At 73.1% G+C, this 25,470-nt stretch carries 30 protein-coding genes; 20 read left to right on the top strand and 10 right to left on the bottom strand.

The window, feature by feature from the left end:
- Positions 1-2: 2 nt before the first annotated feature.
- The 6 genes from BLW76_RS26060 to BLW76_RS26035 all read left to right on the top strand — a co-directional run bounded on the left by BLW76_RS26060 (position 3) and on the right by BLW76_RS26035 (position 4,975).
- Positions 3-800 (top strand): SCO1664 family protein, encoded by a 798-nt coding sequence (locus BLW76_RS26060; RefSeq protein ID WP_091311890.1) that lies wholly within the window; start codon positions 3-5, stop codon positions 798-800.
- A complete protein-coding gene (locus BLW76_RS26055; RefSeq protein WP_091311888.1) occupies positions 785-1,672 on the top strand; it encodes an aminoglycoside phosphotransferase family protein in 888 nt (295 codons plus the stop codon). Before BLW76_RS26060 ends, BLW76_RS26055 begins: the two co-directional genes overlap by 16 nt.
- A gap of 51 nt (positions 1,673-1,723) precedes the next feature.
- On the top strand, positions 1,724-2,539 hold the full coding sequence (locus tag BLW76_RS26050) for a DUF3097 domain-containing protein (RefSeq protein ID WP_091311885.1): 816 nt from the start codon (positions 1,724-1,726) through the stop codon (positions 2,537-2,539).
- Between the two features lie 84 nt (positions 2,540-2,623).
- Complete coding sequence (locus BLW76_RS26045) at positions 2,624-3,058, top strand: NfeD family protein (protein WP_091311882.1); 435 nt, start codon at positions 2,624-2,626, stop codon at positions 3,056-3,058.
- A complete protein-coding gene (locus tag BLW76_RS26040) occupies positions 3,055-3,543 on the top strand; it encodes an SPFH domain-containing protein (RefSeq protein WP_091311879.1) in 489 nt (162 codons plus the stop codon). The genes BLW76_RS26045 and BLW76_RS26040 overlap by 4 nt, the downstream gene beginning before the upstream one ends.
- 88 nt (positions 3,544-3,631) lie before the next feature.
- Positions 3,632-4,975, top strand: a complete 1,344-nt coding sequence (locus BLW76_RS26035) for an SPFH domain-containing protein (protein ID WP_425266058.1) — start codon at positions 3,632-3,634, stop codon at positions 4,973-4,975.
- A gap of 91 nt (positions 4,976-5,066) precedes the next feature.
- Here BLW76_RS26035 and BLW76_RS26030 read toward each other — a convergent pair whose 3' ends face one another.
- Complete coding sequence (locus tag BLW76_RS26030; protein WP_091311874.1) at positions 5,067-6,404, bottom strand: MFS transporter; 1,338 nt, start codon at positions 6,402-6,404, stop codon at positions 5,067-5,069.
- 130 nt (positions 6,405-6,534) lie between these two features.
- Between BLW76_RS26030 and BLW76_RS26025 the strand changes: the two genes are divergently transcribed.
- From BLW76_RS26025 to BLW76_RS26000, 6 genes are all read left to right on the top strand, one after another.
- Positions 6,535-7,158 (top strand): TetR/AcrR family transcriptional regulator, encoded by a 624-nt coding sequence (locus BLW76_RS26025; RefSeq protein ID WP_091311871.1) that lies wholly within the window; start codon positions 6,535-6,537, stop codon positions 7,156-7,158.
- Positions 7,159-7,235: 77 nt separating this feature from the next.
- Positions 7,236-8,759, top strand: a complete 1,524-nt coding sequence (locus BLW76_RS26020; protein ID WP_091311868.1) for an FAD-dependent monooxygenase — start codon at positions 7,236-7,238, stop codon at positions 8,757-8,759.
- Between the two features lie 26 nt (positions 8,760-8,785).
- Positions 8,786-9,172 (top strand): VOC family protein, encoded by a 387-nt coding sequence (locus BLW76_RS26015; protein ID WP_091311865.1) that lies wholly within the window; start codon positions 8,786-8,788, stop codon positions 9,170-9,172.
- A complete protein-coding gene (locus BLW76_RS26010; RefSeq protein ID WP_091311862.1) occupies positions 9,172-9,492 on the top strand; it encodes a metalloregulator ArsR/SmtB family transcription factor in 321 nt (106 codons plus the stop codon). The genes BLW76_RS26015 and BLW76_RS26010 overlap by 1 nt, the downstream gene beginning before the upstream one ends.
- Positions 9,489-9,962 (top strand): SRPBCC family protein, encoded by a 474-nt coding sequence (locus BLW76_RS26005; RefSeq protein WP_091311859.1) that lies wholly within the window; start codon positions 9,489-9,491, stop codon positions 9,960-9,962. Before BLW76_RS26010 ends, BLW76_RS26005 begins: the two co-directional genes overlap by 4 nt.
- On the top strand, positions 9,946-10,551 hold the full coding sequence (locus tag BLW76_RS26000; RefSeq protein WP_091311857.1) for a TetR/AcrR family transcriptional regulator: 606 nt from the start codon (positions 9,946-9,948) through the stop codon (positions 10,549-10,551). Before BLW76_RS26005 ends, BLW76_RS26000 begins: the two co-directional genes overlap by 17 nt.
- Here BLW76_RS26000 and BLW76_RS25995 read toward each other — a convergent pair.
- Positions 10,531-11,307, bottom strand: a complete 777-nt coding sequence (locus BLW76_RS25995; protein ID WP_208613383.1) for an SGNH/GDSL hydrolase family protein — start codon at positions 11,305-11,307, stop codon at positions 10,531-10,533. The genes BLW76_RS26000 and BLW76_RS25995 overlap by 21 nt on opposite strands.
- Before the next feature lie 434 nt (positions 11,308-11,741).
- On the opposite strand from BLW76_RS25995, the gene BLW76_RS49855 reads away from it, so the two are divergent.
- Complete coding sequence (locus tag BLW76_RS49855; RefSeq protein ID WP_091311850.1) at positions 11,742-13,754, top strand: DUF1707 domain-containing protein; 2,013 nt, start codon at positions 11,742-11,744, stop codon at positions 13,752-13,754.
- Here BLW76_RS49855 and BLW76_RS25980 read toward each other — a convergent pair.
- Positions 13,751-14,260 carry a CGNR zinc finger domain-containing protein gene (locus tag BLW76_RS25980; RefSeq protein ID WP_091311848.1) on the bottom strand — a complete coding sequence of 170 codons (510 nt, stop codon included), beginning with the start codon at positions 14,258-14,260 and terminating at the stop codon, positions 13,751-13,753. The genes BLW76_RS49855 and BLW76_RS25980 overlap by 4 nt on opposite strands.
- Before the next feature lie 25 nt (positions 14,261-14,285).
- Between BLW76_RS25980 and BLW76_RS48730 the strand changes: the two genes are divergently transcribed.
- Positions 14,286-14,450 carry a hypothetical protein gene (locus BLW76_RS48730; protein ID WP_167384738.1) on the top strand — a complete coding sequence of 55 codons (165 nt, stop codon included), beginning with the start codon at positions 14,286-14,288 and terminating at the stop codon, positions 14,448-14,450.
- Positions 14,451-14,668: 218 nt separating this feature from the next.
- Here BLW76_RS48730 and BLW76_RS25975 read toward each other — a convergent pair whose 3' ends face one another.
- Entirely contained in the window at positions 14,669-15,703 is a 1,035-nt protein-coding gene (locus tag BLW76_RS25975) for a site-specific integrase (RefSeq protein ID WP_091311846.1), read from the bottom strand.
- Between the two features lie 381 nt (positions 15,704-16,084).
- Here BLW76_RS25975 and BLW76_RS25970 point away from each other — a divergent pair, with 381 nt between their 5' ends.
- Genes BLW76_RS25970 through BLW76_RS25960 form a run of 3 tightly spaced genes read left to right on the top strand, consistent with a single transcriptional unit; the run spans position 16,085 to position 17,931 of the window.
- Positions 16,085-17,149 carry a coiled-coil domain-containing protein gene (locus tag BLW76_RS25970; protein WP_244170312.1) on the top strand — a complete coding sequence of 355 codons (1,065 nt, stop codon included), beginning with the start codon at positions 16,085-16,087 and terminating at the stop codon, positions 17,147-17,149.
- Positions 17,150-17,182: 33 nt separating this feature from the next.
- Complete coding sequence (locus BLW76_RS25965) at positions 17,183-17,503, top strand: ArsR/SmtB family transcription factor (protein ID WP_208613564.1); 321 nt, start codon at positions 17,183-17,185, stop codon at positions 17,501-17,503.
- Positions 17,500-17,931, top strand: a complete 432-nt coding sequence (locus BLW76_RS25960) for an SRPBCC family protein (protein ID WP_091311840.1) — start codon at positions 17,500-17,502, stop codon at positions 17,929-17,931. The genes BLW76_RS25965 and BLW76_RS25960 overlap by 4 nt, the downstream gene beginning before the upstream one ends.
- A gap of 3 nt (positions 17,932-17,934) precedes the next feature.
- Here BLW76_RS25960 and BLW76_RS25955 read toward each other — a convergent pair whose 3' ends face one another.
- Entirely contained in the window at positions 17,935-18,861 is a 927-nt protein-coding gene (locus tag BLW76_RS25955) for an AraC family transcriptional regulator (RefSeq protein ID WP_091311838.1), read from the bottom strand.
- Positions 18,862-18,943: 82 nt separating this feature from the next.
- On the opposite strand from BLW76_RS25955, the gene BLW76_RS25950 reads away from it, so the two are divergent.
- Positions 18,944-19,765 carry a Rossmann-fold NAD(P)-binding domain-containing protein gene (locus tag BLW76_RS25950; RefSeq protein ID WP_091311836.1) on the top strand — a complete coding sequence of 274 codons (822 nt, stop codon included), beginning with the start codon at positions 18,944-18,946 and terminating at the stop codon, positions 19,763-19,765.
- Positions 19,766-19,782: 17 nt separating this feature from the next.
- Complete coding sequence (locus BLW76_RS25945; protein WP_091311834.1) at positions 19,783-20,241, top strand: anthrone oxygenase family protein; 459 nt, start codon at positions 19,783-19,785, stop codon at positions 20,239-20,241.
- Here BLW76_RS25945 and BLW76_RS25940 read toward each other — a convergent pair.
- The 5 genes from BLW76_RS25940 to BLW76_RS25920 are packed head-to-tail and all read right to left on the bottom strand — an operon-like array spanning position 20,238 to position 24,159.
- Positions 20,238-20,723, bottom strand: a complete 486-nt coding sequence (locus BLW76_RS25940) for a GyrI-like domain-containing protein (RefSeq protein ID WP_091311832.1) — start codon at positions 20,721-20,723, stop codon at positions 20,238-20,240. The two genes, BLW76_RS25945 and BLW76_RS25940, sit on opposite strands and share 4 nt — an antisense overlap.
- Positions 20,723-21,058: a YciI family protein gene (locus tag BLW76_RS25935; RefSeq protein ID WP_091311830.1), complete on the bottom strand. Its 336-nt coding sequence runs from the start codon at positions 21,056-21,058 to the stop codon at positions 20,723-20,725. Before BLW76_RS25935 ends, BLW76_RS25940 begins: the two co-directional genes overlap by 1 nt.
- Position 21,059: 1 nt before the next feature.
- Positions 21,060-21,797, bottom strand: a complete 738-nt coding sequence (locus BLW76_RS25930) for an alpha/beta fold hydrolase (RefSeq protein ID WP_091311827.1) — start codon at positions 21,795-21,797, stop codon at positions 21,060-21,062.
- Positions 21,794-23,068 (bottom strand): RNA polymerase sigma factor, encoded by a 1,275-nt coding sequence (locus BLW76_RS25925; RefSeq protein WP_091311824.1) that lies wholly within the window; start codon positions 23,066-23,068, stop codon positions 21,794-21,796. Before BLW76_RS25925 ends, BLW76_RS25930 begins: the two co-directional genes overlap by 4 nt.
- A 20-nt stretch (positions 23,069-23,088) precedes the next feature.
- Positions 23,089-24,159: a TetR/AcrR family transcriptional regulator gene (locus BLW76_RS25920; RefSeq protein ID WP_091311823.1), complete on the bottom strand. Its 1,071-nt coding sequence runs from the start codon at positions 24,157-24,159 to the stop codon at positions 23,089-23,091.
- Between the two features lie 86 nt (positions 24,160-24,245).
- On the opposite strand from BLW76_RS25920, the gene BLW76_RS25915 reads away from it, so the two are divergent.
- On the top strand, positions 24,246-25,421 hold the full coding sequence (locus tag BLW76_RS25915) for a cytochrome P450 family protein (RefSeq protein ID WP_091311820.1): 1,176 nt from the start codon (positions 24,246-24,248) through the stop codon (positions 25,419-25,421).
- Positions 25,422-25,470 lie beyond the last annotated feature (49 nt).

Below are 25,470 nucleotides of genomic sequence, written 5' to 3'. Positions count from 1 at the left end.
CCATGACGCCCGCCCCGGCCGACCCCGCCTCCCGCGAACTCGTCACCCACGGCCGCATCGACGTCGAAGGCCGGCTGGTCGACGCCTCCAACGTCACCCTCTTCTGCGCCATCGAGCTCGACGGCGTCACCGGCCGGGTCGTGTACAAGCCGGTGTCGGGGGAGAAGCCGCTGTGGGACTTCCCCGACGGCACCCTGGCCGGGCGCGAGGTCGCCACCGCGATCATCGCCGACGCCGCCGGCATCGGCGCGATCCCGCCCACGGTCCTGCGCGACGGCCCGTTCGGCCCCGGCATGGTCCAGCTGTGGATCGAAACCACCGAAGACGACCTCGTGGAGGTCCTGTCGCCCGCCGACGTCCCCGACGGCTGGCGCCCGGTCCTCAACGCCCAGGACCGGTTCGGCGAGCCGGCGGTGCTGGCCCACGCCGACCACCCCGGCCTGCGCGACCTCGCCGTGCTCGACATCGTCGCCAACAACACCGACCGCAAGGGCGGCCACCTCCTGCCCGGCGTCGACGGCCGCGTCTACGGCGTCGACCACGGCATCTGCCTGCACACCGACCCGAAGCTGCGGACCGTCCTGTGGGGCTGGATCGGCGAGCCGCTGCCACCGGACACGGTTGAGAAGCTGCGCAAGCTGCGCTCGGAGATCGACGGCGGCCTCGGCAAGACCCTCGCCGAGCACATCACCCGGTTCGAGATCCGGGCACTGGCCGACCGCACCGACGTCCTGCTCGCCGAAGGCATCTTCCCCGAGCCGGGCGACGACTGGCGGGCCATCCCGTGGCCGCTGTTCTAGTCGACGAGGCCGCCCGCGCGCGGCTGGTCGACCGCTTCGGCGCGGAACTGGCCGAACCCTGGTGCGACACCCTCCCGGAACTGGTGGCCCGGCTGAGCGCGAAGTGGGGCCTCGAAGTTCGCGAAGCGAGGCCTGGCAACACCGGCCGCACGTTGCTGTGCACCGGCCCCGGCGGCGACGTGCGCGTCCTCAAGCTGACTCCGGATCCCGAGGTCGCCCGGCTGGAGTTCACCGGGCTGAGCGCGTGGGCCGGGTGCTCCCGTGTCGTTCAGATCCTCGACGCTGACCTCGACGCCAACGCCATCCTGCTGGAAGGCCTGGTCCCGGGCACCGAGCTGTCCGGTCGCGACGTCCCGTGGGCCGAGATCGGCGAGCTGCTCGACCAGCTGCACGCCGCCGAGCCACGTGGGGAGCTCCGGCGGCTGGCCGAGGGCATCGAGTTCATCTTCGCCCTCTCCGAACGCCGTCGTGGCGAGTCCGCGGCCGCCGAGCACATGAGCGCCGAGGTCCTGGCCAAGGGGCGTGAGCGTGCTCTCGAACTCGCCACCAGCGGACCGGTCACGCTCATCCACGGCGACCTGCACCCGGCCAACGTCCTCGACGCCGGCCCCGGCCGCGGCGCGGTCGCCATCGACCCGCGGCCCGGGCTCGGCGACCCGGCCCTCGACGCCATCGACTTCGTCTACGTCCCGATGGCGGCCGGCGGCACCCTCGACGACGGCATCGCCGCCCTCGCCCCGCACGTCACGGACTTCGACACCGACCGCGTCCGCGCCTGGTGCGTCGCGATGGCCCCGCTGATCGCGCTCCCGTCGTTGCGTCGCGGTGAGCGGACGCCGTTCACCGACGCGGTCCTGGAACTGGCGCGCTGACCGGCGTGGCATGCCCCGGCTGAGCGGCCGGGCGCACTAGGTTGCCTGGTCGTGCGCTCCCACTCCTATGACGACGTGCTCGCCGGCCCGCGCCGCAAGAAGGTGCCGGAGGTCCCCGCCGAACCCGGCCTGGTCGTCGAGGACCCGGCCAGCGGCTACTGCGGCGCCGTGGTGAAGATCGAGTACGGCAACGTCGTCCTCGAAGACGCCAAGGGCCGTCACCGCGTCTTCCCGCTCGCGCCCGCCGGGTTCCTCCTGGAAGGCAAACCCGTCACGCTCGTGCCGTACCGGGCGCCGGCCAAGGCGCCGGCCCGGCAGGTCTCGGCGTCCGGCTCCGTGCGCGTCGAAGGCCTCAAGGCCCGCGTCGCCCGCGACTCGCGCATCTGGGTCGAAGGCAAGCACGACGCCGAGCTCGTCGAACGCGTCTGGGGTCACGACCTGCGCGTAGAAGGCGTCGTCGTCGAACCCCTCGACGGTGTCGACGTCCTCGCCGACCGGATCGCCGAGTTCGGCACCGGCCCCGGCCGCCGCCTCGGCGTCCTGGTCGACCACCTCGTGCCCGGCAGCAAGGAATCCCGGCTCGTCGACGCCGTCCGCGACGAGAACGTGCTGGTCACCGGCCACCCGTACATCGACGTCTGGGAGGCCGTGCGACCCGAGGCGGTCGGCATCCGGGCGTGGCCGAAGATCCCGCGCGGGACCGAGTGGAAGCAGGGGATCTGCGACGCGCTCGGCTGGGGGCAACCATTCGAAGGCTGGCAGCGTGTCCTGAGCGGAGTGAGCAGTTTTCGCGACCTCGAGACCCCGCTCATCGGGGCCGTGGAACGGCTCATCGACTTCGTCACCGAGCCGGCGGAAGAGGGCTGAATGTCCGTTTTGTCCAAGGTCACGCGAAGGTCACGTCCCGTCACCACGCCGGTGCGAACCGGCGCGATCTGAGAGCATGAAGCCATGTCTTGGGCACTGGTCTGGTTGATCGTCGGGATCGCCCTGATCATCGCCGAAGTCGTCTCCGGCGACTTCGTGCTGATCATGCTGGGCGTCGCCGCGCTGTTCGGCGCCGGTGCCGAGGTCCTCACCGGCAACCTGGTCATCGACGTGGCCGTGTTCGCCGTCGCCTCCGTCGGCATGCTCCTGCTGGTCCGCCCGGCGCTCAAGCGGCGCTTCCTGGCCGGGCCGGTCCACCACACGGGCATCGAAGCGCTGATCGGCGCCCGCGCCGTCGTCCTGTCCACAGTGGACGCCGAGGCGGGGCAGGTGAAGCTGGGCGGCGACGTCTGGTCGGCCCGCAGCATGGGGGAGCACCTGCCGCCCATCGCCCCCGGCACCCAGGTCACGGTCGTCGAGATCTCCGGCGCCACCGCCGTCGTGTCGGCCGAGCCGTGAGCCTCGGCCTCGTCACCGTCGGCGCGGGCCACGCCGCGGTGATCGAACGCGGCGGGCGGTTCCGCGCCGTGCTCGGCCCCGGCCGCCACTTCGTGCTCCCGTTCGCCGACCGGGTCCGCGCCCGGTTCGACCTCGGTGACCAGATCCTCTCGGCCCCGCCCCGCCCGGTCGAAGCCGGCGACGGGCACGAGGTCCTCATCGGCTTCGAGGTCGTCTTCGCCGTCACCGACCCGCGCCTGGCCACCTACGAAATCGCCGGCCCGGCGCTCGCGATCGAACAGCTGACCCGCACCGCGCTGCGGCAGGAAGCCGGCCTGACCACCGCCGAGCGCGCCGTCACCGCGCCCGGCGACCTGCACCGTACAGTGTGGACGGTGCTGCACGACACGACCGGCCGCTGGGGCGTCACCACGAAGGAACTGCAGCTCGCGGTGAGCCCGCCCGCCGCGCCCGGAACGCCGTCAACCGCGCAAGAATGGTACTAGGTAAGGGGAAATTCTCTTGACCGGATTTGTGATCGGCCTGGTCATAGCCTTGGCCTTGCTCGTGATCATCACGATAGCCAAGGCGGTCATGGTGGTGCCGCAGGCGCAGTCCGCCGTGATCGAGCGGCTCGGCCGGTTCCGCACGGTCGCCTCGCCCGGCCTCAACATCCTCGTGCCGTTCCTGGACAAGGTGCGCGCCCGGATCGACCTGCGCGAGCAGGTCGTCTCGTTCCCGCCGCAGCCGGTGATCACCGAGGACAACCTGACGGTCTCGATCGACACCGTCGTGTACTTCCAGGTCACCGACTCGCGCGCCGCGGTGTACGAGATCTCCAACTACATCGTCGGTGTCGAGCAGCTGACCACCACCACGCTGCGCAACGTGGTCGGTGGCATGAGCCTCGAGCAGACCCTGACCTCCCGCGACTCCATCAACAGCCAGCTGCGCGGCGTGCTCGACGAGGCCACCGGCCGCTGGGGCATCCGCGTCGCCCGCGTCGAGCTGAAGGCGATCGACCCGCCGCCCTCCATCCAGGACTCGATGGAGAAGCAGATGCGCGCCGACCGCGAGAAGCGCGCCATGATCCTCACCGCCGAAGGCCAGCGGGAGTCCGCGATCAAGACCGCGGAAGGCCAGAAGCAGAGCCAGATCCTCGCCGCCGAAGGTGCCCGGCAGGCGACCATCCTCGCCGCCGAGGCCGAGCGGCAGTCCCGCATCCTGCGTGCCCAGGGTGAGCGGGCCGCGCGCTACCTGCAGGCCCAAGGCCAGGCGAAGGCGATCGAGAAGGTGTTCGCCGCGATCAAGGCCGGCCGCCCGACCCCGGAGGTGCTGGCCTACCAGTACCTGCAGACGCTGCCGCAGATGGCGCAGGGCGACGCGAACAAGGTCTGGATGATCCCCAGCGACTACGGCAAGGCCCTCGAAGGCTTCGCGCGCGCCCTCGGCGCCCCGGGCGACGACGGCGTGTTCCGGTACGAGCCGCCGAAGGAGGACGACGTCCCGGCCAAGCCCGACCTCGAGGACGACGAGGTCGCCGACTGGTTCGAGACCAAGAGCGACCCGAAGGTCGCCGAAGCCGTCGCCGCCGCGGAAGCCGTGGCCCGCAAGGAGGTCCCGGCCATCGGGGCGCCGTCGTCGCCGCCCGAGCGGCCGTCGATCCCGCGCCCGCTCCAGCAGCAGTCCGAGCCGGCGGCCGACGAGGACCGCGGCACCGAGGCCGTGCCTTCGCCGCAGCAGCCCCCGACGCCGCAGAGCGGCCAGCCCGCCCTGCCCCAGCCGCAGGCCCCGGCCGGCCCGCCGCCGGGCGGCCAGTACCCGCAGGGCCAGCCGCCGCAGGCGCCGCCGCCGGGCCAGTTCGGCGGTCCGCAGCAGCAGAACCCGGGCAGCGGCCCGTTCCCGCAGCAGCCCCCGTTCGGTGGCCCGCGCCGCTGACCCAAGCGCCCCAATGTGGCGTTCGGTGCGTCAGACGCACCGAACGCCACATTGGGTGCGTTGAACGCAACCAACGCCACATTGGGGCGCTTCAGGCCCGGCGGTAGACCGTGACGTCGTCGATGTCCGCTTTGGACCGGTCCTTCAGGACGACCACGCAGACCACGGTGACCACCGCGGCCACGATGATGTAGCCGGAGATCGCGTACGGCGTCCCGGTCGTGTGCAGCAGCCACGTCGCCAGCAGCGGCGCCGGGCCGCCCGCGAACACCGACGCCAGCTGGTAGCCCAGGCCCGCGCCGCCGTACCGCAGGTGCGTCGGGAAGCTCTCGCCGATGAGCGCGGCCTGCGGGCCGTACTGCAGGGCGTGCGGGACGAACGACACGACGACCGCGACGAACACCAGCACGTGGCTGCCGTGCGCGAGGATCGTGAAGTACGGGAAGGCGATCAGCCCGGTCAGCACCGCCCCGCACAGGTAGACCCGCTTGCGGCCGAAGGTGTCCGACAGCGCCGAGAACAGCGGGATCAGCGCCAGCTCGCAGGCCGCCCCGACGAGGACCGCGTTGAGCACGAAGGTCTTGCTGAACTCCGGCCGCGACACGACGTAGATCAGCACGTAGCTGGTGAACAGGTAGAACGGCATCTGCTCGCTGAACCGCACGCCTGCCGAGAGCAGGATTTCCCGCCAGTGGTGGCGGATCGCGTCGAGCACCGGCGTGCGGGCGGTCTGCCGGTTCTGCACCAGCTTCGCGAACATCGGCGTCTCGAGGATCTTCAGCCGGATCACCAGGCCGACCGCGACGAGTGCCAGGCTGAGCAGGAACGGGATCCGCCAGCCCCAGGAGTCGAACGCGGCGGGGGAGAGCGTCGCCGACAGCAGCGTCATCCCGCCGGTGCCCAGCACCAGCCCGACCGGGACGCCGATCTGCGCGAAACTGCCGAGCAGGCCGCGTTTGCGCTGGTCACCCCATTCCATGGCGAGCAGCACCGAGCCGCTCCACTCGCCGCCGATGGCGATGCCCTGCACCAGCCGCAGCAGCACCAGCAGCAGCGGCGCGGCGATGCCGATCGCCGACGTCCCGGGCAGGATCCCGACGATGCCCGAGGAGATGCCCATCAGCAGCAGCGTGACGATCAGCGTTGCCTTCCGCCCGATCCGGTCACCCCAGTGCCCGAAGATGGCGGCGCCGACCGGCCGCGCGGCGAAGCCGACCGCGTAGGTCGCGAACGACTGCATGGCCCCGGCGTAGGCGCTCGAGGCGGGGAAGAACAGGTGCGGGAAGACCAAGGCCGCCGCGGTGTTGTAGAGGAAGAAGTCGTACCACTCGATGGTCGTCCCGACGGCGCTCGCCAGCGCCGCCCGCCGGACCTGCACCCTGCTGTCCGGCGTCACCTGGCCAGTGACGCCCCTGTCGCCCAGAACCATGCTCGCACACCTCCGGTGACCGATGTCACACAACAGTGTGACGCCCGGCCACGATTTCGGCGATCGTTGCCGAAAGAATTTGCCGACTGAGCAACTTTGCAGATTCTGCAAGGTTCTGTACGGTGGTCCCATGGACACCGACCGCGCCGGGCTTCGCGAGCGCAAGAAGCAGGAAACGCGCATCGCGCTGAGCTGGGCGGCCATCCGGCTGACCGTCGAACACGGCTTCGCCAACGTCCGGATCGAAGACATCGCCGCCGAAGCCGGGGTCTCCACCCGGACCTTCAGCAACTACTTCGGCAGCAAGGGCGAAGCCATCGTCGCCCGCCACCACGACCGGGCCCGGGCGATCGCCGCCGCGCTGCGGGAACGTCCCGCCGGCGAACCGATCTGGGACGCCATCACCCAGGCCGCGCTCGACGGGTACGCGCTCGGCGAACCGGTGCCCGGCGGGCAGGCCGCCGACCGGAGCTGGCTCGAAGGGCTGCGGCTGATGGTCGCCGAACCCGCGCTGCAGGGCGAGTTCCAGAAGGCCGGCGCGGCCGCCGAAGCCGAGTTCGCGCTCGCCGTCGCCGAACGCACCGGCACCGACCCCACCCGGGACGTCTACCCGAAGCTGGTCGCGGGCGTCGTCGGGGCCGCGCTCAACGTCGTCACCCAGCAGCTGCTGACCGCCGAACCGCCGCAGCCGCTCGACGCCATCCTCCGGGACGTCTTCGGCCGGCTCGCCGCCGGCCTGCCCGAATCCCGCTAGCCCCACGCCACCCCGCAGCACGCCCGCACGCCGGGCTGCTTCGCCGTGCCCGAAAACAGTCCACAAGGGAGTCCGCCATGGAAGACGTCGTCATCGCCGGTGCCGGTCCCAACGGCCTCATGCTCGCCTGCGAGCTCGCCCTCGCCGGCGTCCGGCCGCTGGTCCTGGAACGGCTGCCCGAACCCACCACCGAGAACCGCGCCAACGGCCTCGTCGGCCAGGTCGTCCGCCTCCTCGACCGCCGCGGCCTGCACGACCGGCTGGCCGGCCCGATCGCGCCGCCCGCGCCGGCGTTCGTCTTCGGCGCGCTGCGCCTGGACCTCACCCTCGCCGAACGCAATCCCCTGCACATCCTCGGCGTACCACAGCGGCGCGTCGCGGCGATGCTCGAGGACCGCGCCACCGAGCTCGGCGTCGAGATCCACCGTGGCCACGAGCTCACCGGCCTCACACAGGACGCCGGCTCCGTCACCCTCGACGTCACCGGTCCCGGCGGCCCGTACCGGCTCGCGGCCCGGTACCTCGTCGGCGCCGACGGCGGGCGCAGCGTCACCCGCAAGCTCGCCGGCATCGCCTTCCCCGGCGTCACCGACGACCGCACCCTGTCCCACACGGCGAACGCCACCGTGCCCGCGGAGCTCACCGACCCGGACTCGGGTGGCCTGCACGTGCCGGGACACGGCGTCATCCCGCCGTTCTTCCACTACCGCACCGAAACCGGCCTGTTCGTCCACGCGCCGTTCCCCGCCGGCCCGCTGATCAGCACGATGGAATGGGCCGACGCTCCCGAGAGCGCCGACGAGCCGCCGATGACCCTCGACGACATGCGCGCGAGCGTCCGGCGCGTGCTCGGGTTCGACCTGCCCCTCGGCGAACCCGAGGGCGACGGGCCGCACCTGCTGCGGCGGCTGCGCGGGCGCAACACCCGGCTGGCCGCGAGGTTCCGCGAGGGCCGCGTCCTGCTGGTCGGCGACGCGGCGCACGTCCACTCCGCCGTCGGCGGCCCCGGTCTCAACCTCGGCCTCCAGGACGCCGCCGGGCTCGGCTGGAAGCTCGCCGCCACCGTGCGCGGCTGGGCGCCGGCCGGGCTGCTCGACACCTACGAGAGCGAACGCCGCCCGGTCGCCGAGCGGGTCGTCATGCACACCCAGGCCCAGTCGGCGCTCCTCGCGCCCGGCCGCGACGTCACGGCGCTGCGTGACCTGTTCGGCGAGCTGCTGCGGCTGCCGAGCGCGGTGCAGCACGTCGCCGACCTGATGTCCGGGGCCGACGTCCGCTACGAGCCGGGCACCGACCACCCGCTCGACGGCCGCTGGGCGCCCGACCTCGTGCTGGCCGACGGCACCCGGCTCGCCGAGCTGACCACGACGGCCAGGCCGCTGCTGCTGGACTTCACCGGCTCGCTCGGCGACGAGCTGCGCGGCTGGACCGACCGGGTCGACCTGGTCTCCGGCCACGCGGCGGCCGACGCGACCGCGCTGCTGATCCGCCCCGACGGCTACGTCGCCTGGGCGACGAGCTCCGCGGCGCCGGACGACACCGAACGCAAGGCCCTGCACGCGGCCCTGGAGCGGTGGTTCGGCCGCCCCCTTGACGCGTAGGAGATTCCCTACGTATTGTCGGCGGCATGACGATCACCCACGTGCAGTTCCTGACCTTGCCGGTTGCCGACCACGCCCGCGCGCGGGACTTCTACGTCGGCAAGCTCGGGTTCGAAGCGCTCGTCGACCGCCGCACGCCCGAAGGCGGCCGGTTCGTCATGGTCGCGCCGAAGGGAGCAAAGACCGGCGTGGTCCTGACCGACCAGCAGGTCACCGGGATCGAGCCGGGCCCGCGGCACTTCCAGCTGCAGACCACCGACGTCGACGCCAACGTCACCGCGCTGCGGGCGGCCGGGATCGAGGTCGCCGATCCGCAGTCCCGGCCGTGGGGCCGGGCAACGTCGTTCCGGGACGTCGACGGGCACACGATCGGCCTCCTGGAGCCGTCCGGCTTCGGTGCCGTGCCGCGCTGATGCCGGTCAACGACGACGTCTTCGCCGCACTGGCCAGCCCGGCGCGGCGCGAAGTGCTGCGGCTGCTGCTCGACGGCCCGATGGCCGCCGGCACCATCGCCGAGCGGTTCGCCATGGCCCGGCCCAGCCTTTCGGAACACCTGCGGGTGCTGCGCGAGGCGGGCCTGGTCAGCGAACAGCGCCAGGGCCGCAACCGCGTCTACCGCCTCGACGCCGCCCCGCTCGAAGAGGTCGCGGACTGGCTGACCCCGTACGAGCGCTTCTGGCGCACCAAGCTGGCCAACCTGCGTGACCTGCTGGACGAGGAGGAAGACCTGTGACCGAGGACGACCCGAGGGCGATCCACGTCGACCAGTTCCTCGCCCACCCGGCCCGCAAGGTCTGGCGCGCGCTGACCGAACCCGACCTGCTGGAACGCTGGATCGCCATGCCCAACGACATCAAACCCGTCGTCGGGCACCGGTTCGAGCTGCTGGCCGAGCCGGTGCCGGCGGCCGGGTTCGCCGGCGGCCCGGTGGCGTGCGAGGTCCTGGAGGTCGAGCCCGAGCGCAAGCTCAGCATCCGCTGGGGTCCGCAGTGGACGGTGACGTGGCGGCTCGAACCGGAAGGGACCGGGACCCGGCTGTTCCTCAGCCACGAAGGGTTCGACCCCGACGACGAGTTCCAGCGCGTCTCGCGCCGGATCATGGGCGGCGGCTGGCGTTCCCACGTGCCGCGGGCGCTGGCCCGGTTGCTGGACACGCTGCCCGATCCGGCACCGATACCATCGGAAGGTGACCCCCGCCGCTGACGCCGCCGAGTCGAAACCGCTGCGTGCCGACGCGCGCCGCAACCGGGCGCGCGTGCTGGAGGCGGCCGAGAGCGTGTTCGCGGCCAAGGGCACCGGGGCACCGACCGAGGAGGTCGCCCGCGTCGCCGGCGTCGGCATCGGCACGGTCTTCCGGCACTTCCCGACGAAGGAAGCACTGCTCGAGGCGGTGCTGTTCGCCCGGTTGAGCCGGTTCGTCGACGAGGCCGAAGCCGCCGTCGCCGCGGAGTCCGCCGATCCGGGTGGCGCGTTCTTCACGTTCCTGGGCAGCTGGATCGAGATGTCGAGCGCGAAGAACGCCTACTTCGAGGCGCTCACCGCGGCCGGCGTCACGGTCCCGGTGGCGAAGTCCGACATCGGCGGGCGGCTGCTGGCGGCGCTGGGCGTGCTGCTGTCGCGCGCCCAGGCGGCGGGCGCGGTGCGGGCCGACCTCGTCGTCGGCGAGCTGATCCCGGTGATCATCGGGGTCGCGCGGGCCGCGGAGTACGCGGGCCCGGACGCGGCGTTGCGCGACCGGGCCGTGGCGATCCTCTTCGACGGCCTCCGCCCGTCAGCGGGGGAGCGGCGCTGAGTCCACCGGCGCCAGCGCCGGGCGCTTCGCGGCCATGGTGTCCCCGGACGACTCGCCCCTGACCCGCCGCCGCACCCACGGCAGCGCGTGTTCCCGCGCCCACTGCAGGTTCTCGCTCCGGCGCGCGGCCGGGCTCAGCACCACCCGCGGCGCCGGTTCCGGGTTGACCAGCGGGTGCTCCACGCCGAGGACCCGCAGCACCTCGATCGCGACCTCGGTGTGCCCGAGCGAGTTGAGGTGCAGGCGGTCCGGCGCCCAGAACCGGCGGTCGCACAGCTGCCGCATCGACCACAGGTCCACCAGCAGCGCGCCGTGGCGGGCCGCGATCCCGCGCACGAGCTCGTTGTAGATGGCCACCCGGCCGCGGATCGCGCGGAACAGCGGGTCTTTGACACCGTCGACCCCGGTGAACAGGACGACGCGGGCACCGGTCGCCCGGACCCGGGCGACGGCGGCTTCGTAGTCGACGAGCAGCGCGTCGATGTCGACCTTGGGCCGCATCAGGTCGTTGCCGCCGGCGTAGAGCGTGACGAGGTCGGGCTCCATGGCCAGCGCGGGCTCGAGCTGTTCGGCGAGCACCTGCGGCAGCAGCTTGCCGCGGATGGCGAGGTTGGCGTACCGGAAATCCGGCTCCACGGCGGCCAGTTGTTCGGCGACCCGGTCGGCCCAGCCACGCACGCCGTTCGGGGCGGCCGGGTCGTCGTCCCCGACGCCTTCGGTGAACGAGTCCCCCAGGGTCACTAAGCGCTTGCTCATGTGTCCAGTGTAGGCAGGTCGCGGAGGGGAGCATCGGAGACCTGTCGCAGCCGGGCCGGGTGTTCGCAGCCGGGGCGATTCGCCACCCGACGCGACCGAGCTCCACCGGCGCCGCCTGCCGCGAGCCGCTGCGCATGCTGCTCGGAGCCGGACTTGCTCCTCGAACTCACCGTTCCCGCGCACGGGCTTCTACCGCGGCGCCCACGCCGCGCCGCTGCCGATCGCCGCTGGGACTCTGCCCGCGGTCATGGTCCACACCGACATGCCCGCCTACCCGCCGGCCGCTGTCCGCGCTGCTCGAGGCGGGCTTGGTGTTCGAGCGGTTCGCCGAAGGTGGCGCGCCCACGCCGACGGTCTTCCCCTGGCGGGCGACAAAGTCCTGCTCCGAACGAACCAACCGATGATCGTCCGGACCGGATCGCTATTCTCCCGCGATGACTGGGGAAGTCCGAATCGGTGACCAAGCCCGCGCGGCGGCCACCCGCACACTCGACACGGCGTTGCGTGCCGGCCGGCTCGACCTGGCCGAGTACGAACGGCGGCTGGTGATCGTCCAGGCCGCCAGGCTGCGGAAGGACCTGGCACCGGCCGTCGCCGATCTGCCCGACGGTTCCGGCCGGACCGGGCCGGGCCTGCGGGTCGCCACCGCGGACCGCGAACGAGCGCTGGTCCAGCTGGCCGGCGCCCTGACCGACGGCCGCCTGGAGGCACGCGCCTACGCCGACGCCGAGGAACTGGTGAACCGAGCCGTCACCTACTCGGACATCGACGCCGTCATCGGCAACCTCGACGCCAAAGCGAGCCACACCGAGCGCGACCAGGCCATCGCGCGCATCGAGGCCGCGGTCGCCGGCGGGCTGCTGGAGCCGGCCGAGCGGCACGACCGCGTCGCCGCGGTCCGGCGGGCGACCACCGACGCCCAGCTGGCCGCGCTGGTGGCCGACCTGCCCGCGGATGCGGGCCCGGCCCGGTCGCCGCGGGTGTCTCACGCCGAGCGCGAAGCCGTAGTCGCGCAACTGCACGAAGCCGTCGAAGCCGGGGTGCTCGAACTCCCGGAGTTCGACGAGCGGGTGCGCGCGGTGTACGCGGCGCGGCTGCGCGACGAGCTGGCGAGGCTGGTGGCGGACCTGCCCCGACCGGCGGCGCCCCCGGCTCCGCTGACCGCCTTGCCGCCCATCACCCAGCCTCCGCGGAAGCGGCCGTCGTTCGAAACCGGGATGGCCACGGTCAAGGTCGCGGCCGTCGGCTGGGTCCTCATGATCGGCATCGTGATCGCACTGGGGATGGCGGGGCTGACCGCCCTCGCCTTCGTGGTGGGGGCGCTGTCGGCGATCGTGTTCGTCGGGATCCTCGTGTGGGCCAAGCGCACCGTGACGGCTGCGATGGAGGCGGAAAGCGCTCGCCCGGGCGAAAAACCGTTCCTGCCGGCGGTCGAACCGTTCCCCGGCCGGGGGCCGACGTGGGTCGACGTGGACCCGGCCGAGTGGACGAGCGGGACGCCGGGCACGCGGACGCTGGGCAGGCACAACGGCGAACTGCTGTCGATAGCGGCAATCGTCCTGCCCGACGGCACCCCGGTGGCGATCACCGGCGGCGCCGACAACACGGCCCTGGTGTGGGACCTGACCGACGACTCGCTCCGGCACACGCTCACCGGCCACACCCACGACGTGGTGGGCGTGGCGGCGATCGTCCTGCCGGACGGCGTCCCGGTCGCGGTGACCGTCAGCCCGGACCGGACCGCCCGGGTGTGGGACCTCCGGGACGGGTCACAACGCAGTTCACCGCTGAAAGTGGGCTACGAACCGCGAGGGGTGAACTGCCTGTCGCTGGCCGACGGCACGCCGGTCGTCGTCGTCCACAACGTGAGCGAGGGAATCCGGCGGTGGGACCTGCGGGATCACAAGCCGCTCGGGAAGGTCGCCCACGGCTCCTACGAAAGCTTCGTCGACGGGATGTTCCCGGTGGTGCTCCCCGACGGCACGGCGCTCGTTCTCGCCACCGACTGGGAAGGTCCGATCAAGGCGTTCGACCTGAAAACCGGGAAGACCCGCTTCGAGCTGCTCGGTCACACCGGCTCCGTGCGGTCGATCGACACCACGGTGCTTCCCGACGGCACGCCGGTGGCCGTGTCCGCGAGCGACGACAAGACGATCCGCATCTGGGACCTCCGCCGCCGCACCCTGCGCCACCGGGTCACCGGCCTGCTCCGCCCCCAGCTGGCGGTGATGTGCACGACGCTGCCGGACGGCACCCCGATCGCGGTCACCTGCGACGACAACCGGAACAAAACGGTGCGAGACCTCCGCGACGGTGCCGAGCTGCCGTACCCGATCGCGCTGGGCGGCGACCTCCTCAGCGCGGTGACGCTCCCGAACGAGACCCTGATCCTGGGCCTGTCCGACGACTACGACTGCTCCTCGGCGGCCGTTTTCTCGCTGCCCTAGGCGCTGACCTGCCGGGCCCGGTGCTCGGCCACGTGCACCCGAGTCGCGCACCGCGTCGAGCAGAACCGGCGACGGCCGTTGCGCGAGGTGTCGACGTACGCCGTTTCGCAGCCTTCGCGGCTGCAGATGCCCAGGCGGTCCGGGGCCTCGCACACCAGGTGGGCCAGCCCGCCCGCGGTGTACGCGCGGACCCGGCCGACCGGGCCCGCGTCCTCGGCCGAGTAGTGCAGGTGGGGCGGCTTGCCGTCGTGGGTGGTGATGTACGGGCGGCACGCCGCATCGGCCAGCAGCTCGTTGACCAGCTCCGGCCGGGCGGCGGCCTCGGCGGCGAACACCGGCCTCAGCCGGCCGGCCCACGCGCCGATCAGGGCCGCTTCGCCGTCGGTCAGCGCCTTGATGGCCATGCCGTTGCGGACCATCCCGGCGAGGAGCTCGCTCGCGGAACCGGCGTTGACCAGGTCGGCGGCCACCAGCGCGGCGGGGCCGCCGTAAGGGTTGAAGTGCACAAAGTCATTACAGCACGATCGTGGCATGGACCGTAACCGTTGCCCCCGCTGCGGCTGGCCGCTCGCCGAACTCCCGGCGGCCGCGGCGCAGCCCGTCACCCCCCGGCTCGACTACGTGCGCTGCGTCTGCGGCAGCTGGCTCGCCCGCTTGGACGGCGAAGTCGTCGGCGCGACGCGATCGGCGCGGTGAGGTGGAGGTCCGGGGTGCCCGGGTCGGCTTGGTCGCGGCCGCCCTCGCCACGGGGCGGCCCGGGACTCCGCGCGGGCCGGCCGCCGATCGGCGCCGTGAAGTGGAGGTCGCGGGCGCCCGGGCCGGCCGCCGATCGGCGCCGAGTCGATCGCGCCGCCCTCATCGCCGGGAGCCTGCACCGCCGGCCCGGAGATCGAGTCGACCAGCGCCGCCGTGACTCAGAGGTCGAGGGCGCCCGCCGCGTTGTCGTTCCACTGGTCGACGCGGCGGATGTACTCGTACAGCGCCCGGCTGCCGCGCACCCAGCGGCCCTGGTCGGCGATCGCGAGGTCGTCGGCTCCGGCGCGGCGGGCCTCGGTGGCGAACCCGGACCGCAGCGAGTGCCCCGTCACCGGGTACGGCAGGCCCGCCCGCACGCCCGCGCGGGTGAGGATCTGGTTGACGCCGGTCGTGCTCAGCGCGGGCTCGCCGACGTTGCCGTGCCGGTCGACGCGGCGGAACGCCGGGCCCTCGGTGATCCCGGCGCCCGAGCGCCACGCGAACCACGCCCGCACCGGGTCGGTGTCAGCGCTGTCGCGCCGCGGGACGACCATGTCGCCGGTGCTCTTGCCGTGCCGGACCGTCACCGCCAGTCCCCGGTCGTCGACCGGCTGCACGTCGGTGACCAGCAGGTTCGCCAGGTCCGAGCAGCGGGCGGCGATCGGGAAGCCGATCAGCAGCATCGCCCGGTCGCGGGCGCCGGCGAGGGTGTCGGGGCACGCGCGCGACATCGCCCGCAGGTCCGCCAGGGTGACCATGGTGGCCTTGCCGCGGCCGCGCTGGATCCCCTCCCTGGCCAGCCGCTGCCGGTACCCCTTCAGCGCCCGCCACGCCGCGCGGCTCGCTTCGGGATCGACGACCACCTTGTGGTGCCGCAGCCCGGCGAGCGCTCCGGTGAGCCGCCGCTCGATCGTCGACGGCGCCGCCGGGGCCGCCCGTTCGGGCACCTCGGGCACCGCCCGCTCGTCCGGCCGCAGCGTCCGGCCCCGTTCCAGCCACACGACGAACCCGGTCAGGGCACCGATCGTCGCCGACAGCGGCGGGATCCCGGCTTCGGCGGTGTAGTCCTGCCACACCTGCCAGTCCTGGGCATAGGCCTTGAGCGTGTTGGGCGGCCGCTGCTCGTCGACGTGCCGGGCGGCGGCCTCGTCCAGCAGCGCCAGCCGCTCGTGCGCGCTCAGCGCGGCGTCGGTCACCGGTTCCAGGTCGGGCACGCGCCGAGGTTACGGGATCTCGGCAGGTTCCCCTGTCGATCCACGCGGGTGCCGTTCGTGTCAACAGCGAAGGCACACATGCTGGCAGGCCCGCCCAGGTCGCGTTGACGCTGCGACTGCTCGGCGGCCTGACCAACCCGTAGAGCAACGCCGCGGAGCGGGCCCTGCTGGAACGCGAGCGATCGTCAACCCTCGATTGACGTTCCGAGGGGGTCCCAGTTTTTCGGCCCCCTCCAGAAGCGCTCTTCGCCGCCCTCGCGCGACTACCCGGTTCTGGGTTTGGATATGTGACCTTATCCAAACCCAGAACCTCCGACGTACTGTTCAGATTCTGAACAGCTGATTCTAGTTCTGATTAGAAGCTTTGATAGAGTTCTCGACGTGACAGAAGACGCTGGTCAAGTGCGGGTATGCGAGTACCGGAGGTGCGGAGCGCCGCTGCCGCCGGCAGTGGGGCGGGGAAGCCGGGCCCGGTTCTGCCAGGACGGGAAAACCTGGGGGCGCCGGAACCTCAGCTGCCGCGACGCCGAGGCGGTGCTCTCGGACGCGGAGTCGCTGCGGGAGAGCGACACCGAGCTGGACGACACCGCCGTCACGGCGCTCGCCGGTCAGGTCGACCGGGTGCTGGAGCCGGCGCGCGGGCTCGTCGACACCCTCACGACGCTGCGCCACCAGCTCGACGCCACGACCGCCACCGCGCTGGCCGAACGGGACGCCGCCCTGGCCGAGGCCGACGAGCACCGCCTGCACCGCGGCCGCGCGGAAGGCGACGCCGCCCAGGCTCGCGAGACCGCCGAGACGGCCGTCGCCGCGGCCGCTGCGGCGGAGCGGGACAAGACCGCCGCCGTCCGGGAGCGGGACGAGGAACGCGCCGCCCGGCGTGCGGCGGTGCAGGAGCAGCAGCGGGCCGAGGGGCAGCTGGCCGCGGTCCGCGACGAACTCGCCCGCGTCGCCGATCGCGCCGACGCCTCGGCCGCCCTCGCCGGTGAACGGGCGGCGGTGATCGCCACCCTGACCGCCGAACTGGCGGCCGCCCGGACCGCGCTGGACGAGGAACGCGGCCGTGGTCAGGCCGCCGTGGCGCGCGCGGACGCGGTCCAGGAACGGCTCGACGCGGCCCGCGCCGGCCACGAAGCCGCGCTCAACGCCCTTCGGGACGAGCACGCGAAGGCGGCCGCGGCGGCGCTCGACCGCGCCCGCGTCGAGGCCGAGCGGCTGCGTGCCGGGTTCGACCAGCGGATCGCCGAGCTGCAGGCCGCGCACGAGCAGACCGTCCGGTCGATGCACGAGACCACGACCAGCCTCGGTGCGGAACTGCGTGCCGCGCTCGGCCGGGCCGACACCGCCGAACGCGAGCTGGCGGGCGTGCTCACCGCTCTGGGGGAGACACCGGAGCTGCCCGAAACACTTAAGCAGTTACTTGACCGTTGGCCGCGTGAGAGTTAACTTAAGTAGGTGCTTGACCATGACTTGGACCTGGTGTTTCGCGCTTTGGGCGACCGGACTCGGCGGGCACTGGTGGAGCGGCTGGTGCGCGGGCCGGCGTCGGTCAGCGAGCTCGCCGAGCCGTTGACCATGTCGCTGGCCGCCGTCGTCCAGCACCTGCAGGTGCTGGAGGCCGCGGGGATCGTGCGGTCGGACAAGGTCGGCCGCGTCCGCACCTGCCGGGTCGAACCGGCGGTGCTGCGCGCCGGCGAACAGTGGCTGGAACGTCAGCGCACCGCGTGGGAGAGCAAGCTCGACCGGCTCGGCGACTTCCTCGCCGAGCCGCCCGGAACGTCGGAAGGGAGCACGTCATGACCGTCTTGCACAGCACGTTCAGCCTCGAGCGCACCTACTCCGTGCCGCCGAAGCGGGTGTTCGCCGCCTGGGCCGATCCGGAGGCGAAGAAACGCTGGTTCGTCTCGAAGGGCGAGCACGAGCTCGACTTCCGCGCCGGCGGCCGGGAAGCCGTCGAAGGCCGCACGCCCAGCGGCGGAGTCCTGCACTTCGTCGCCACCTACCACGACATCGTGCCCGACGAGCGGATCGTCTTCTCCGGCACGCTCACCGGCGACGGCGCACTCGCGACCGTCTCGACGACGACCGTGGAGCTGTTCGCCGAAGGTGACGGCACGCGGCTGGTGCTCACCGAGCAGGACACGTTCCTCGACGGCGCCGAGAAGCCGGAGTGGCGCGAGCAGGGCACCGGCGACTGGCTCGACCGGCTCGGCGACGAACTGAAGTGAGCACTACCGGGCCCGGTAGTGCTGCGGGCTGGCACCGAACTCGCGCTTGAACGCCGCACTCAGGGCGAAGGCACTGCCGTAGCCCACCTGGCGGGCGATCGAGGCGATCGTCGTCTCCGGGTGCTGGCGCAGCAGGTCCGCGGCGAGCGCGAGCCGCCAGCTCGTCAGGTACGCCATCGGGGTCTCACCCACCGTGGCCGCGAAACGGCGGGCCAGTGCCGCCCGGGAGACGCCGACGTCGGCCGCGAGCTTGGCGACCGTCCACGGCTCGGCCGGCTGGTGCTGCAGGAGCCGCAGGGCCTGGCCGGCCACCGGATCCTCGTGGGCCCGGTACCACGCCGGGGCGCTGGTGTCCGGCCGGTCGAACCACGCCCGCAACGCGGCGATGAGCAGCAGGTCCAGCAGCCGGTCGAGGACGGCTTCCTGGCCCGGGACGTCCCGGGTGATCTCGGTGGCCAGCAGCCCGACGAGCGGGGTCGGCCAGTCGGCGGCGCGCAGGACGATCAGCGCGGGCAGCGCGGCGATGAGCTTCCTGCTGATTTCGCCTGCCATGCCGTAGGTGCCGGTGAGCAGCACGACCGGGCCGCCGGTGCCCCAGGTGCGGACGCCGAGGTCGGCGTAGGCGGTGAGGTGCCCGCCGTCGGGGGTGCGGCATTCCTGGCCGGGCAGGATGAGGGCCTGCGGCGGGGTCGACGGGTGGTCGGCGACCAGGTACGGCTCCGGGCCGCGGGTGATCGCGACGTCGCCCTCGCCCATCAGGACGCCTTCGCCGCCGTCGGGCACGATCCACGCTTCGCCGCGCACCACCGCCACCACGGTCAGCGGCGCCCGGTCTTCGATGCGCAGGGACCACGGCGGGGTCAGCACCGAACGCAGCAGGAACGCGCCGTGGGCGCGGGGACCGTCGAGGAGGGCGGCGAGCGGGTCCATACCGGAAACTGTAGACGCTGAAACATGCCATCGCGGCTCTGAACCATGGAGAGTCTCACCAGGAGCCGGTTGACTGACCGGCATGACAACGAACTTCCTGGTGGTGGGCGGCACCGGCAAGACCGGGCGCCGGGTGGCGGACCGGCTGCGGGAGCGCGGCGAGAAAGTGCGCATCGCCTCGCGGCGCGGGGTGCCCCCGTTCGCCTGGGGCGACCGCGGGACGTGGGCGGACGTGCTCGCCGGCGTCGACGCGGTCTACCTCACCTACTACCCCGATCTGGTGGTGCCGGAAGCCGCCGGTGACATCCGGGCGTTCACCGAGCTCGCGGTGGCGGCCGGGGTGCGGCACCTGGTGCTGCTGTCCGGCCGCGGCGAGGCGGAGGCCGAGGCCTGCGAAGGGATCGTCCGGGCGGCCGGCACCGGCTGGACGATCCTGCGGTGCAGCTGGTTCGCGCAGAACTTCAGCGAGCACTTCCTCCTGGACGCCGTGCGCGCCGGGGAGATCGTGCTGCCGGCGGGGACGGTGACGGAGCCGTTCCTCGACGTCCGCGACATCGCCGACGTCGCGGTGAAGGCGCTGACCGAGCCCGGCCACACCGGGCAGCTGTACGAGCTGACCGGGCCGCGGCTGCTGAGCTTCGCCGACGCGGCCGCGGAGATTGCGGCCGCCGCCGGGCGGGATGTCCGCTATGTTCCGGTTTCGGCCGGGGAGTTCGCGGCCGCGGCGGCGAGCCAGGGTGTCCCGGAGGCGGAGGTCGGTGCGCTGGCCGAGCTGTTCGCCCGCGTCCTCGACGGCCGGAACGCATCGGTGACGCCCGACGTGGCGCGGGTGCTGGGCCGTCCGGCGACGGATTTCGCCGATTTCGCGCGGGATGCCGCCGCGACCGGGGTCTGGACGCGGTGAAGGGGAAGGGGAAACCGATGTCGACGGTGGTTCTGGTGGCCGCGCTGGTCGCGGCGGGTCTGATCGCGGGGTTGTTCTACGCCTACGCCTGCTCGGTCATGCCGGGGCTGGCGCGCGGGGACGACAAGACGTTCGTCGAGGGCATGCGGGGGATCAACATCGCCATCGTCAACCCGGTGTTCATGCTGACGTTCCTGGGTGCGCCGCTGCTGGCCGGGGTCGCGGTGTTCCTGCACCTGGGCGAGCCGGCGTTGCCGTGGGTGATCGCGGGGTTCGCGTTCCTGGCGGGGATGGTGCTGCTCACCGGGGCGGTCCACATCCCGCTGAACAACGCCCTGGAGCGCGGCGGTGACGACTTCGCGGCGGTGCGGGCGGCGTTCGAGACGACGTGGGTGCGCTGGAACGTCCTGCGCGCGCTGGTGAGCACGGCGGGGTTCGGCTGCCTGGTCGGCGCCGTGCTCACCGGGCGGGGTTAGTCCGCGAGGCGGAAGAGCAGGTCGGTGACCCACTGCGCGGGGTCGGGGACCTCGCGGGGGTCGGTGCGCAGGACTTCCAGGCGGCAGCCCCATGCTTCGCCGTCCGCCCCGTCGGTGCGGTCCCACTCCAGGTCGTGGGCGGCACCCCAGGCGAGGACGGCTTCGGTGGCGGCGGCCAGGCCGTCCGGGGCGCCGACGTAGGTGTCGAGGACGTACCGGCCCGCCGGGAGCTCGCCGAGGAAGGCGGGCTCGTGCGGGGTGTGGTCGCCGTCGATGGGCACGCCGGCCTCGACGGTGAACCGCAGGCCCGGGTGCAGCACGCGGTAGCGGAAGAACGGGGCTCCGGCCAGGGTGACGCCGCCGGCGGTGAGCGTGCCGATCAGGGGTGGCAGCCGGTCGGCGATCCGCGGGAAGTCGGGGATGGCGAGGGTGGCGCGTTCGGCGACGTAGCGCTGGGCGGGCCGGTCGACGACGGCGGGCATCAGGTGAAGTCCTCCGGTCCGAGCATCGGGCGGACCTCGATGCTGCCGTAGGTCGCGGCGGGGTGGCGGGCGGCGAGTTCGAGGGCTTCGTCGAGGTCGGCGCAGTCGAGGATGACGAAGCCGCCGATCTGTTCCTTGGCTTCGGTGAAGGGCCCGTCGGTGAGCAGGACCTCGCCGTCGCGGACGCGGATCGTGGTGGCTTCGGTGGGCGGGCGCAGGCCACCGCCGCCGCGGATCTTGCCGCGGCGTTCCAGGTCCTCGCTCCAGCCGCCGCAGCCGTCGTTCGCGTGTTCTTCGGCGGTTTCGTCGCCGCAGATCATCAGCAGGTACTGCATGTCAGCATCCTTTCAGGACTTCGCGCAGGCGCGCGGCGAAGGCTTCGGCGTGGGTGTCGAAGCCGCCGTGACCGCCGGGGAACACCTCGATGCCGAGGTCGAGGGCCGCGGCCAGCCCGTGGGCGGCCTGGTGGACCGGCAGCCCGGTGGACTCTTCGCCGACGGCGACCACCAGCCGGGCCGGCGTCGCCCGGAGTGCGTCGAGGTCGGGCTCGTAGGCGCCGGTCGCGGGCATGAGGTGGCCGAAGAAGTAGGCGAAGTTGCCTTCCGCGCGCGGGTCGAGCGGCGGGGCGGGATCGACGCCGACGATCTTCATGAACGCGGCGAAGGCGGCGGCGAGACCTTCTTCGCGGAACAGGGTGGGGAGGTCGGGTCCGCCGAGTGCGGGCAGGTACCGGGTGACCGGCGGTTCGTGCAGGACGACGGTGCGGACGTCGGCGGCGTGGTGGCGGAGGTGTTCGAGCAGGGTGATCGCGCCGCCGCTGCTGGCGAAGACGTCGGCGGGGCCGGTTTCGGCGAGCAGCCGGTGCACGTCCTCGGCGTGGTCGCGGAGGACATCCGGGCCCGGGGCGCCGTCGAGGGCGTTGCGGGACAGGCCGCGCGGGTCGTAGGTGACGACGGTGTGGTCTTCGGCCAGCAGCGGCCGGATGTGGGTGAACACCTGGGCGTCGGCGGGGCCGCCGGGGACCAGCAGCAGCGCCGGGCCGGTGCCGTGGACGTCGTGGGCGAGGGTGGTCATGGGGTTTCCTCCGGTGGTCGGGCTTCACCCGCCCGACGAACGGCGGCGTCCGGGACCGACACCAGTTCCGAAATTCTTCGCGTGAGGTAGCGGCGTTCGGCTTCGGTGCCGGCGAGGTCGCGGGCCTGGGCGTACCAGTGGGCGGCGTCGGCGTGGCGGCCGAGGCGGCGGAGGAAGTCGGCGCGGGTGGCGGCGAGCAGGTGGTAGCCCGGCAGCGGCAGGGCGTCGAGGAGGGCGAGCCCGGCTGCCGGGCCCTCGGCCATGCCGATCGCGATGGCGCGGTTGAGTTCGACGACGGCGCTGGGGACGTGCTTGCGCAGCTGGTCGTAGAGGCCGGCGATCTGCGGCCAGTCGGTGTCGGCGGCGCGGGCGGCGGTGGCGTGGCAGGCGGCGATGGCGGCCTGGATCTGGTACGGGCCGGGACGTCGGCGCCGCAGCGCGGTCTCCAGGATCGTGGTGCCTTCGGTGATCGCGGCGGTGTCCCAGCGGGTGCGGTCCTGCTCTTCGAGGGGCACGAGGACGCCGTCGTCGTCGACGCGGGTGGCGCGGCGGGCGTGCTGGAGCAGCAGCAGGGCCAGCAGGCCGAGAGCTTCGGGTTCGTCGGGCATCAGCCGGGCGAGGAGCCGGGCGAGCCGGAGGGCTTCGGCGGCGAGGTCCGGGCGGAGCAGGTCCGGGCCGGCGCTGGCCGAGTAGCCCTCGTTGAACGTCAGGTACAGCACGCCGAGCACGGCGTGGGTGCGTTCGGGCAGCAGGTGCGCGGGCGGGACGCGGTAGGGGATGCGGGCGTGGCGGATCTTGCGCTTCACCCGCACGAGCCGCTGGGACATGGTCGCGTCGGGGACGAGGAACGCGCGGGCGATCTCGGCGGTGGAGAGGCCGGCGAGGGTGCGCAGGGCGAGCGCGACCTGGGCTTCGGTGGCCAGCGCGGGGTGGCAGCAGGTGAAGATGAGCCGCAGCCGGTCGTCGGTGACGCCGCTGTCGTCGGGTTCGGGTGGGTCGGGGACGGGCATGCGGGCGGCCTCCCGGAGCTTGGCGGCGCCGACGGCGTCGCGGCGGAGCCGGTCGGTGGCGCGGTGGCGGGCGGCGGTGGTCAGCCACGCGCCGGGCCGGTCGGGGACGCCGTCGCGGGGCCACGTGCGCAGCGCCAGCGCGAAGGCTTCCTGGGCGCACTCCTCGGCCAGGTCCCAGTCGCCGGTGACCCGGATGAGCGTGGCCACGACCTGGCCCCATTCCTCGCGGAACGCCGCGGCGACCACGGTTTCGACGTCCACCTTCGCTCCTTCCGCCGGTGTCACCCGCCCGACGAACGGCCGGGCGCGAGACCGACAGCGGCGGCGTGACAGGCGCCGAACCCTTCGGCGCGCGCGACGATCCGGCCGGCTTCGACGCGGACGGCGGCCTCGGTGGCGTCGCTGACGGCGGTGACGCCCGCGGCGGCCGCGAGCGCGCCCCCGGCGTCGCAGGCCAGGCGCAGCCGGGGCCGGTCCGGGGGCGTGATCGCCTGGTCGAGGCAGCCGCGCAGGTCGGCGACGGCGAGGCGGGCCAGCGGGGCGAGTTCGCCGGGGTCGCTGGTGACGAGCACGGCCGTGACGTCGGCACCGGCGCGGACGGCTTCTTCGAAGGCGGCGGCGCGGTGCAGGCCCAGCACGGTGACGACGCCGTCGCCGGGCCGGAAGGTTTCGCCGGTCAGCAGGTCGGTCGCCGCCGGCGGGGCCCACGGCTCGTTCGCGGGCCGGGCCTGGGTGGTGATCGGCGGCTCGGCGGGCCAGTCGTCGCTCAGGTCGAGGTCGAGCAGGGCCGCGCAGGCGGTGACGAGGTGGAACGGCTCACCGAAGCCGGGTGCGGCGGCGGCGAGCTGGCTCGCGCCGTGCAGCGTGGTCAGCGCGGCTTCGGCGACCCGCACGAGACGGCGTCCCGGGCGGCCGCGCTCGAGGGCGAGCCCGAGCAGGACGGCGTCGAGCCGCATGAGCTGCGCGAACGGCCGGCGGGTGTGCTCGTCGGCGAGGACTTCGGGAAGCAGGTCGCGGCCGAGCCGGGCTTCGTCGCTGTCGCTGTCGGTGGCCAGGGGGAGCCGGGCGATCCAGGCGCGGGCGAACGCGGCCAGGACGTCGGCCGCGGCCGGGTCCGCGGGTGGGGTGGCGGGGCGGGGGGCGCGTTCGGCGAGGTCGGCCAGGACCGCGAAGTACAGGGCGCGCTTGCCGGGGAAGTTGGAGTAGACCGCGCCGCGGGTGAGTTCGGCGCGTTCGGCGATGACGTCGATCTTCGCCTCGCGGAAGCCGCGGCGGGCGAACTCGTCGCGGGCGGCGGTGAGCACCTTGGCGCGGTTGCGTTCCTGGGTTTCCGCCCTGCTGAGCCTGACCATCGTCCTCCTTGCCGTCGGGTCCGGGGTCAAGATACCGTCACCACTGAGATGATTAGAACATCTGATATCAACATCTGGAGTGGTGGATGACCCCCGAGATCGACCTGACCGACCCGAAGGTGCTCACCGACCCGTTCACCGCCTACGACCACGCGCGGGAACTCGGCGCGGTGGCCAGGCTGGTCATCCCCGGGTTCGGCCCGTTCTGGGCCGTGACCCGCTACGCCGAAGCGCGCGCGATGCTGGGCGACGCCCGGTTCGAGGTGAACTCCGGCAGCTTCCTGCGCCCGCCGGGCATCCCGGACCACTGCCTGGCCTACATGGAGACGATGGCGGAGAAGGACGGGCCGGAGCACCTGCGGCTGCGGCGGCTGGTCGCCCCGGCGTTCACGCCGAAGCGGGCCGCGCAGCTGCGGCCGCGGCTGGCGGCGATCACCGGGCGGCTGCTCGACGAGCTGCCCGGGCACGCCGAGGACGGCGTCGTCGACCTGGTGCCGCACTTCGCCCGGCCGCTGCCCATCGACGTCATCAGCGAGCTGGTCGGCATTCCCGAAGCCGACCGGCCGCGCTGGCGCGAGTACGGTGCCGCCGTCGCGAGCGGGATGGGCCCGGACTTCGCCGCGGCGATCCCGGCGATCATCGAAGGCGCGAAGGAGGCGGTCGCCCGCAGCCGGGCCGAGCCGGGTGACGACCTCATCGGCGACCTGGTGCGAGTACAGGAGGCGGACGGTGACCGGCTCTCCGACACCGAGTTGGTCACCCTGGTCTGGCACCTGGTCCTGGGCGGGCAGACGCCGGTGAACCTGATCGCCAACGCCGTCGAGGCCCTGCTGCGGCACCCGGACCAGCTCGACCTCCTGCGCGCCGACCCCGGGTTGTGGCCGGGCGCGGTGGAAGAGCTGATGCGCTTCTGCAGCCCGCAGCTGCTGACCACGCCGCGGTTCGCGCGCGAGGACGTCGAGATCGGCGGGCAGGTGATCGGCAAGGGCGAGCGGGTGACGGCGGCGGTGGTGGCCGCCGACCGCGACCCGCGGGCCTTCGGCGATCCGGACCGCCTCGACGTCACCCGGTCGGGGCCGGCGCAGCTGGGCTTCTCGCACGGCCCGCACTTCTGCCTGGGCGCGTCGATCTCGCGGGTGCAGACGGAGGTGGCGTTGTCGTCGCTGTTCGCGCGTTTCCCGGACCTGACGCTCACCGAGGACGTGCCGCGGGCGCCCGACGGCGGGACCTGGCGCCCGGCGCGGCTACTGCTGGCGCTGTAGGAGCGCTTGTTCGCATGTCATGAAAGGGTCGTTCATGACGTCCGGCGTC

Origin of the sequence: Amycolatopsis tolypomycina, assembly GCF_900105945.1 — a bacterium.
Classification (GTDB): domain Bacteria; phylum Actinomycetota; class Actinomycetes; order Mycobacteriales; family Pseudonocardiaceae; genus Amycolatopsis; species Amycolatopsis tolypomycina.
The sequence above is the reverse complement of the archived record's forward strand: the minus strand, read 5'-3'. Positions and strand labels throughout refer to the sequence as shown.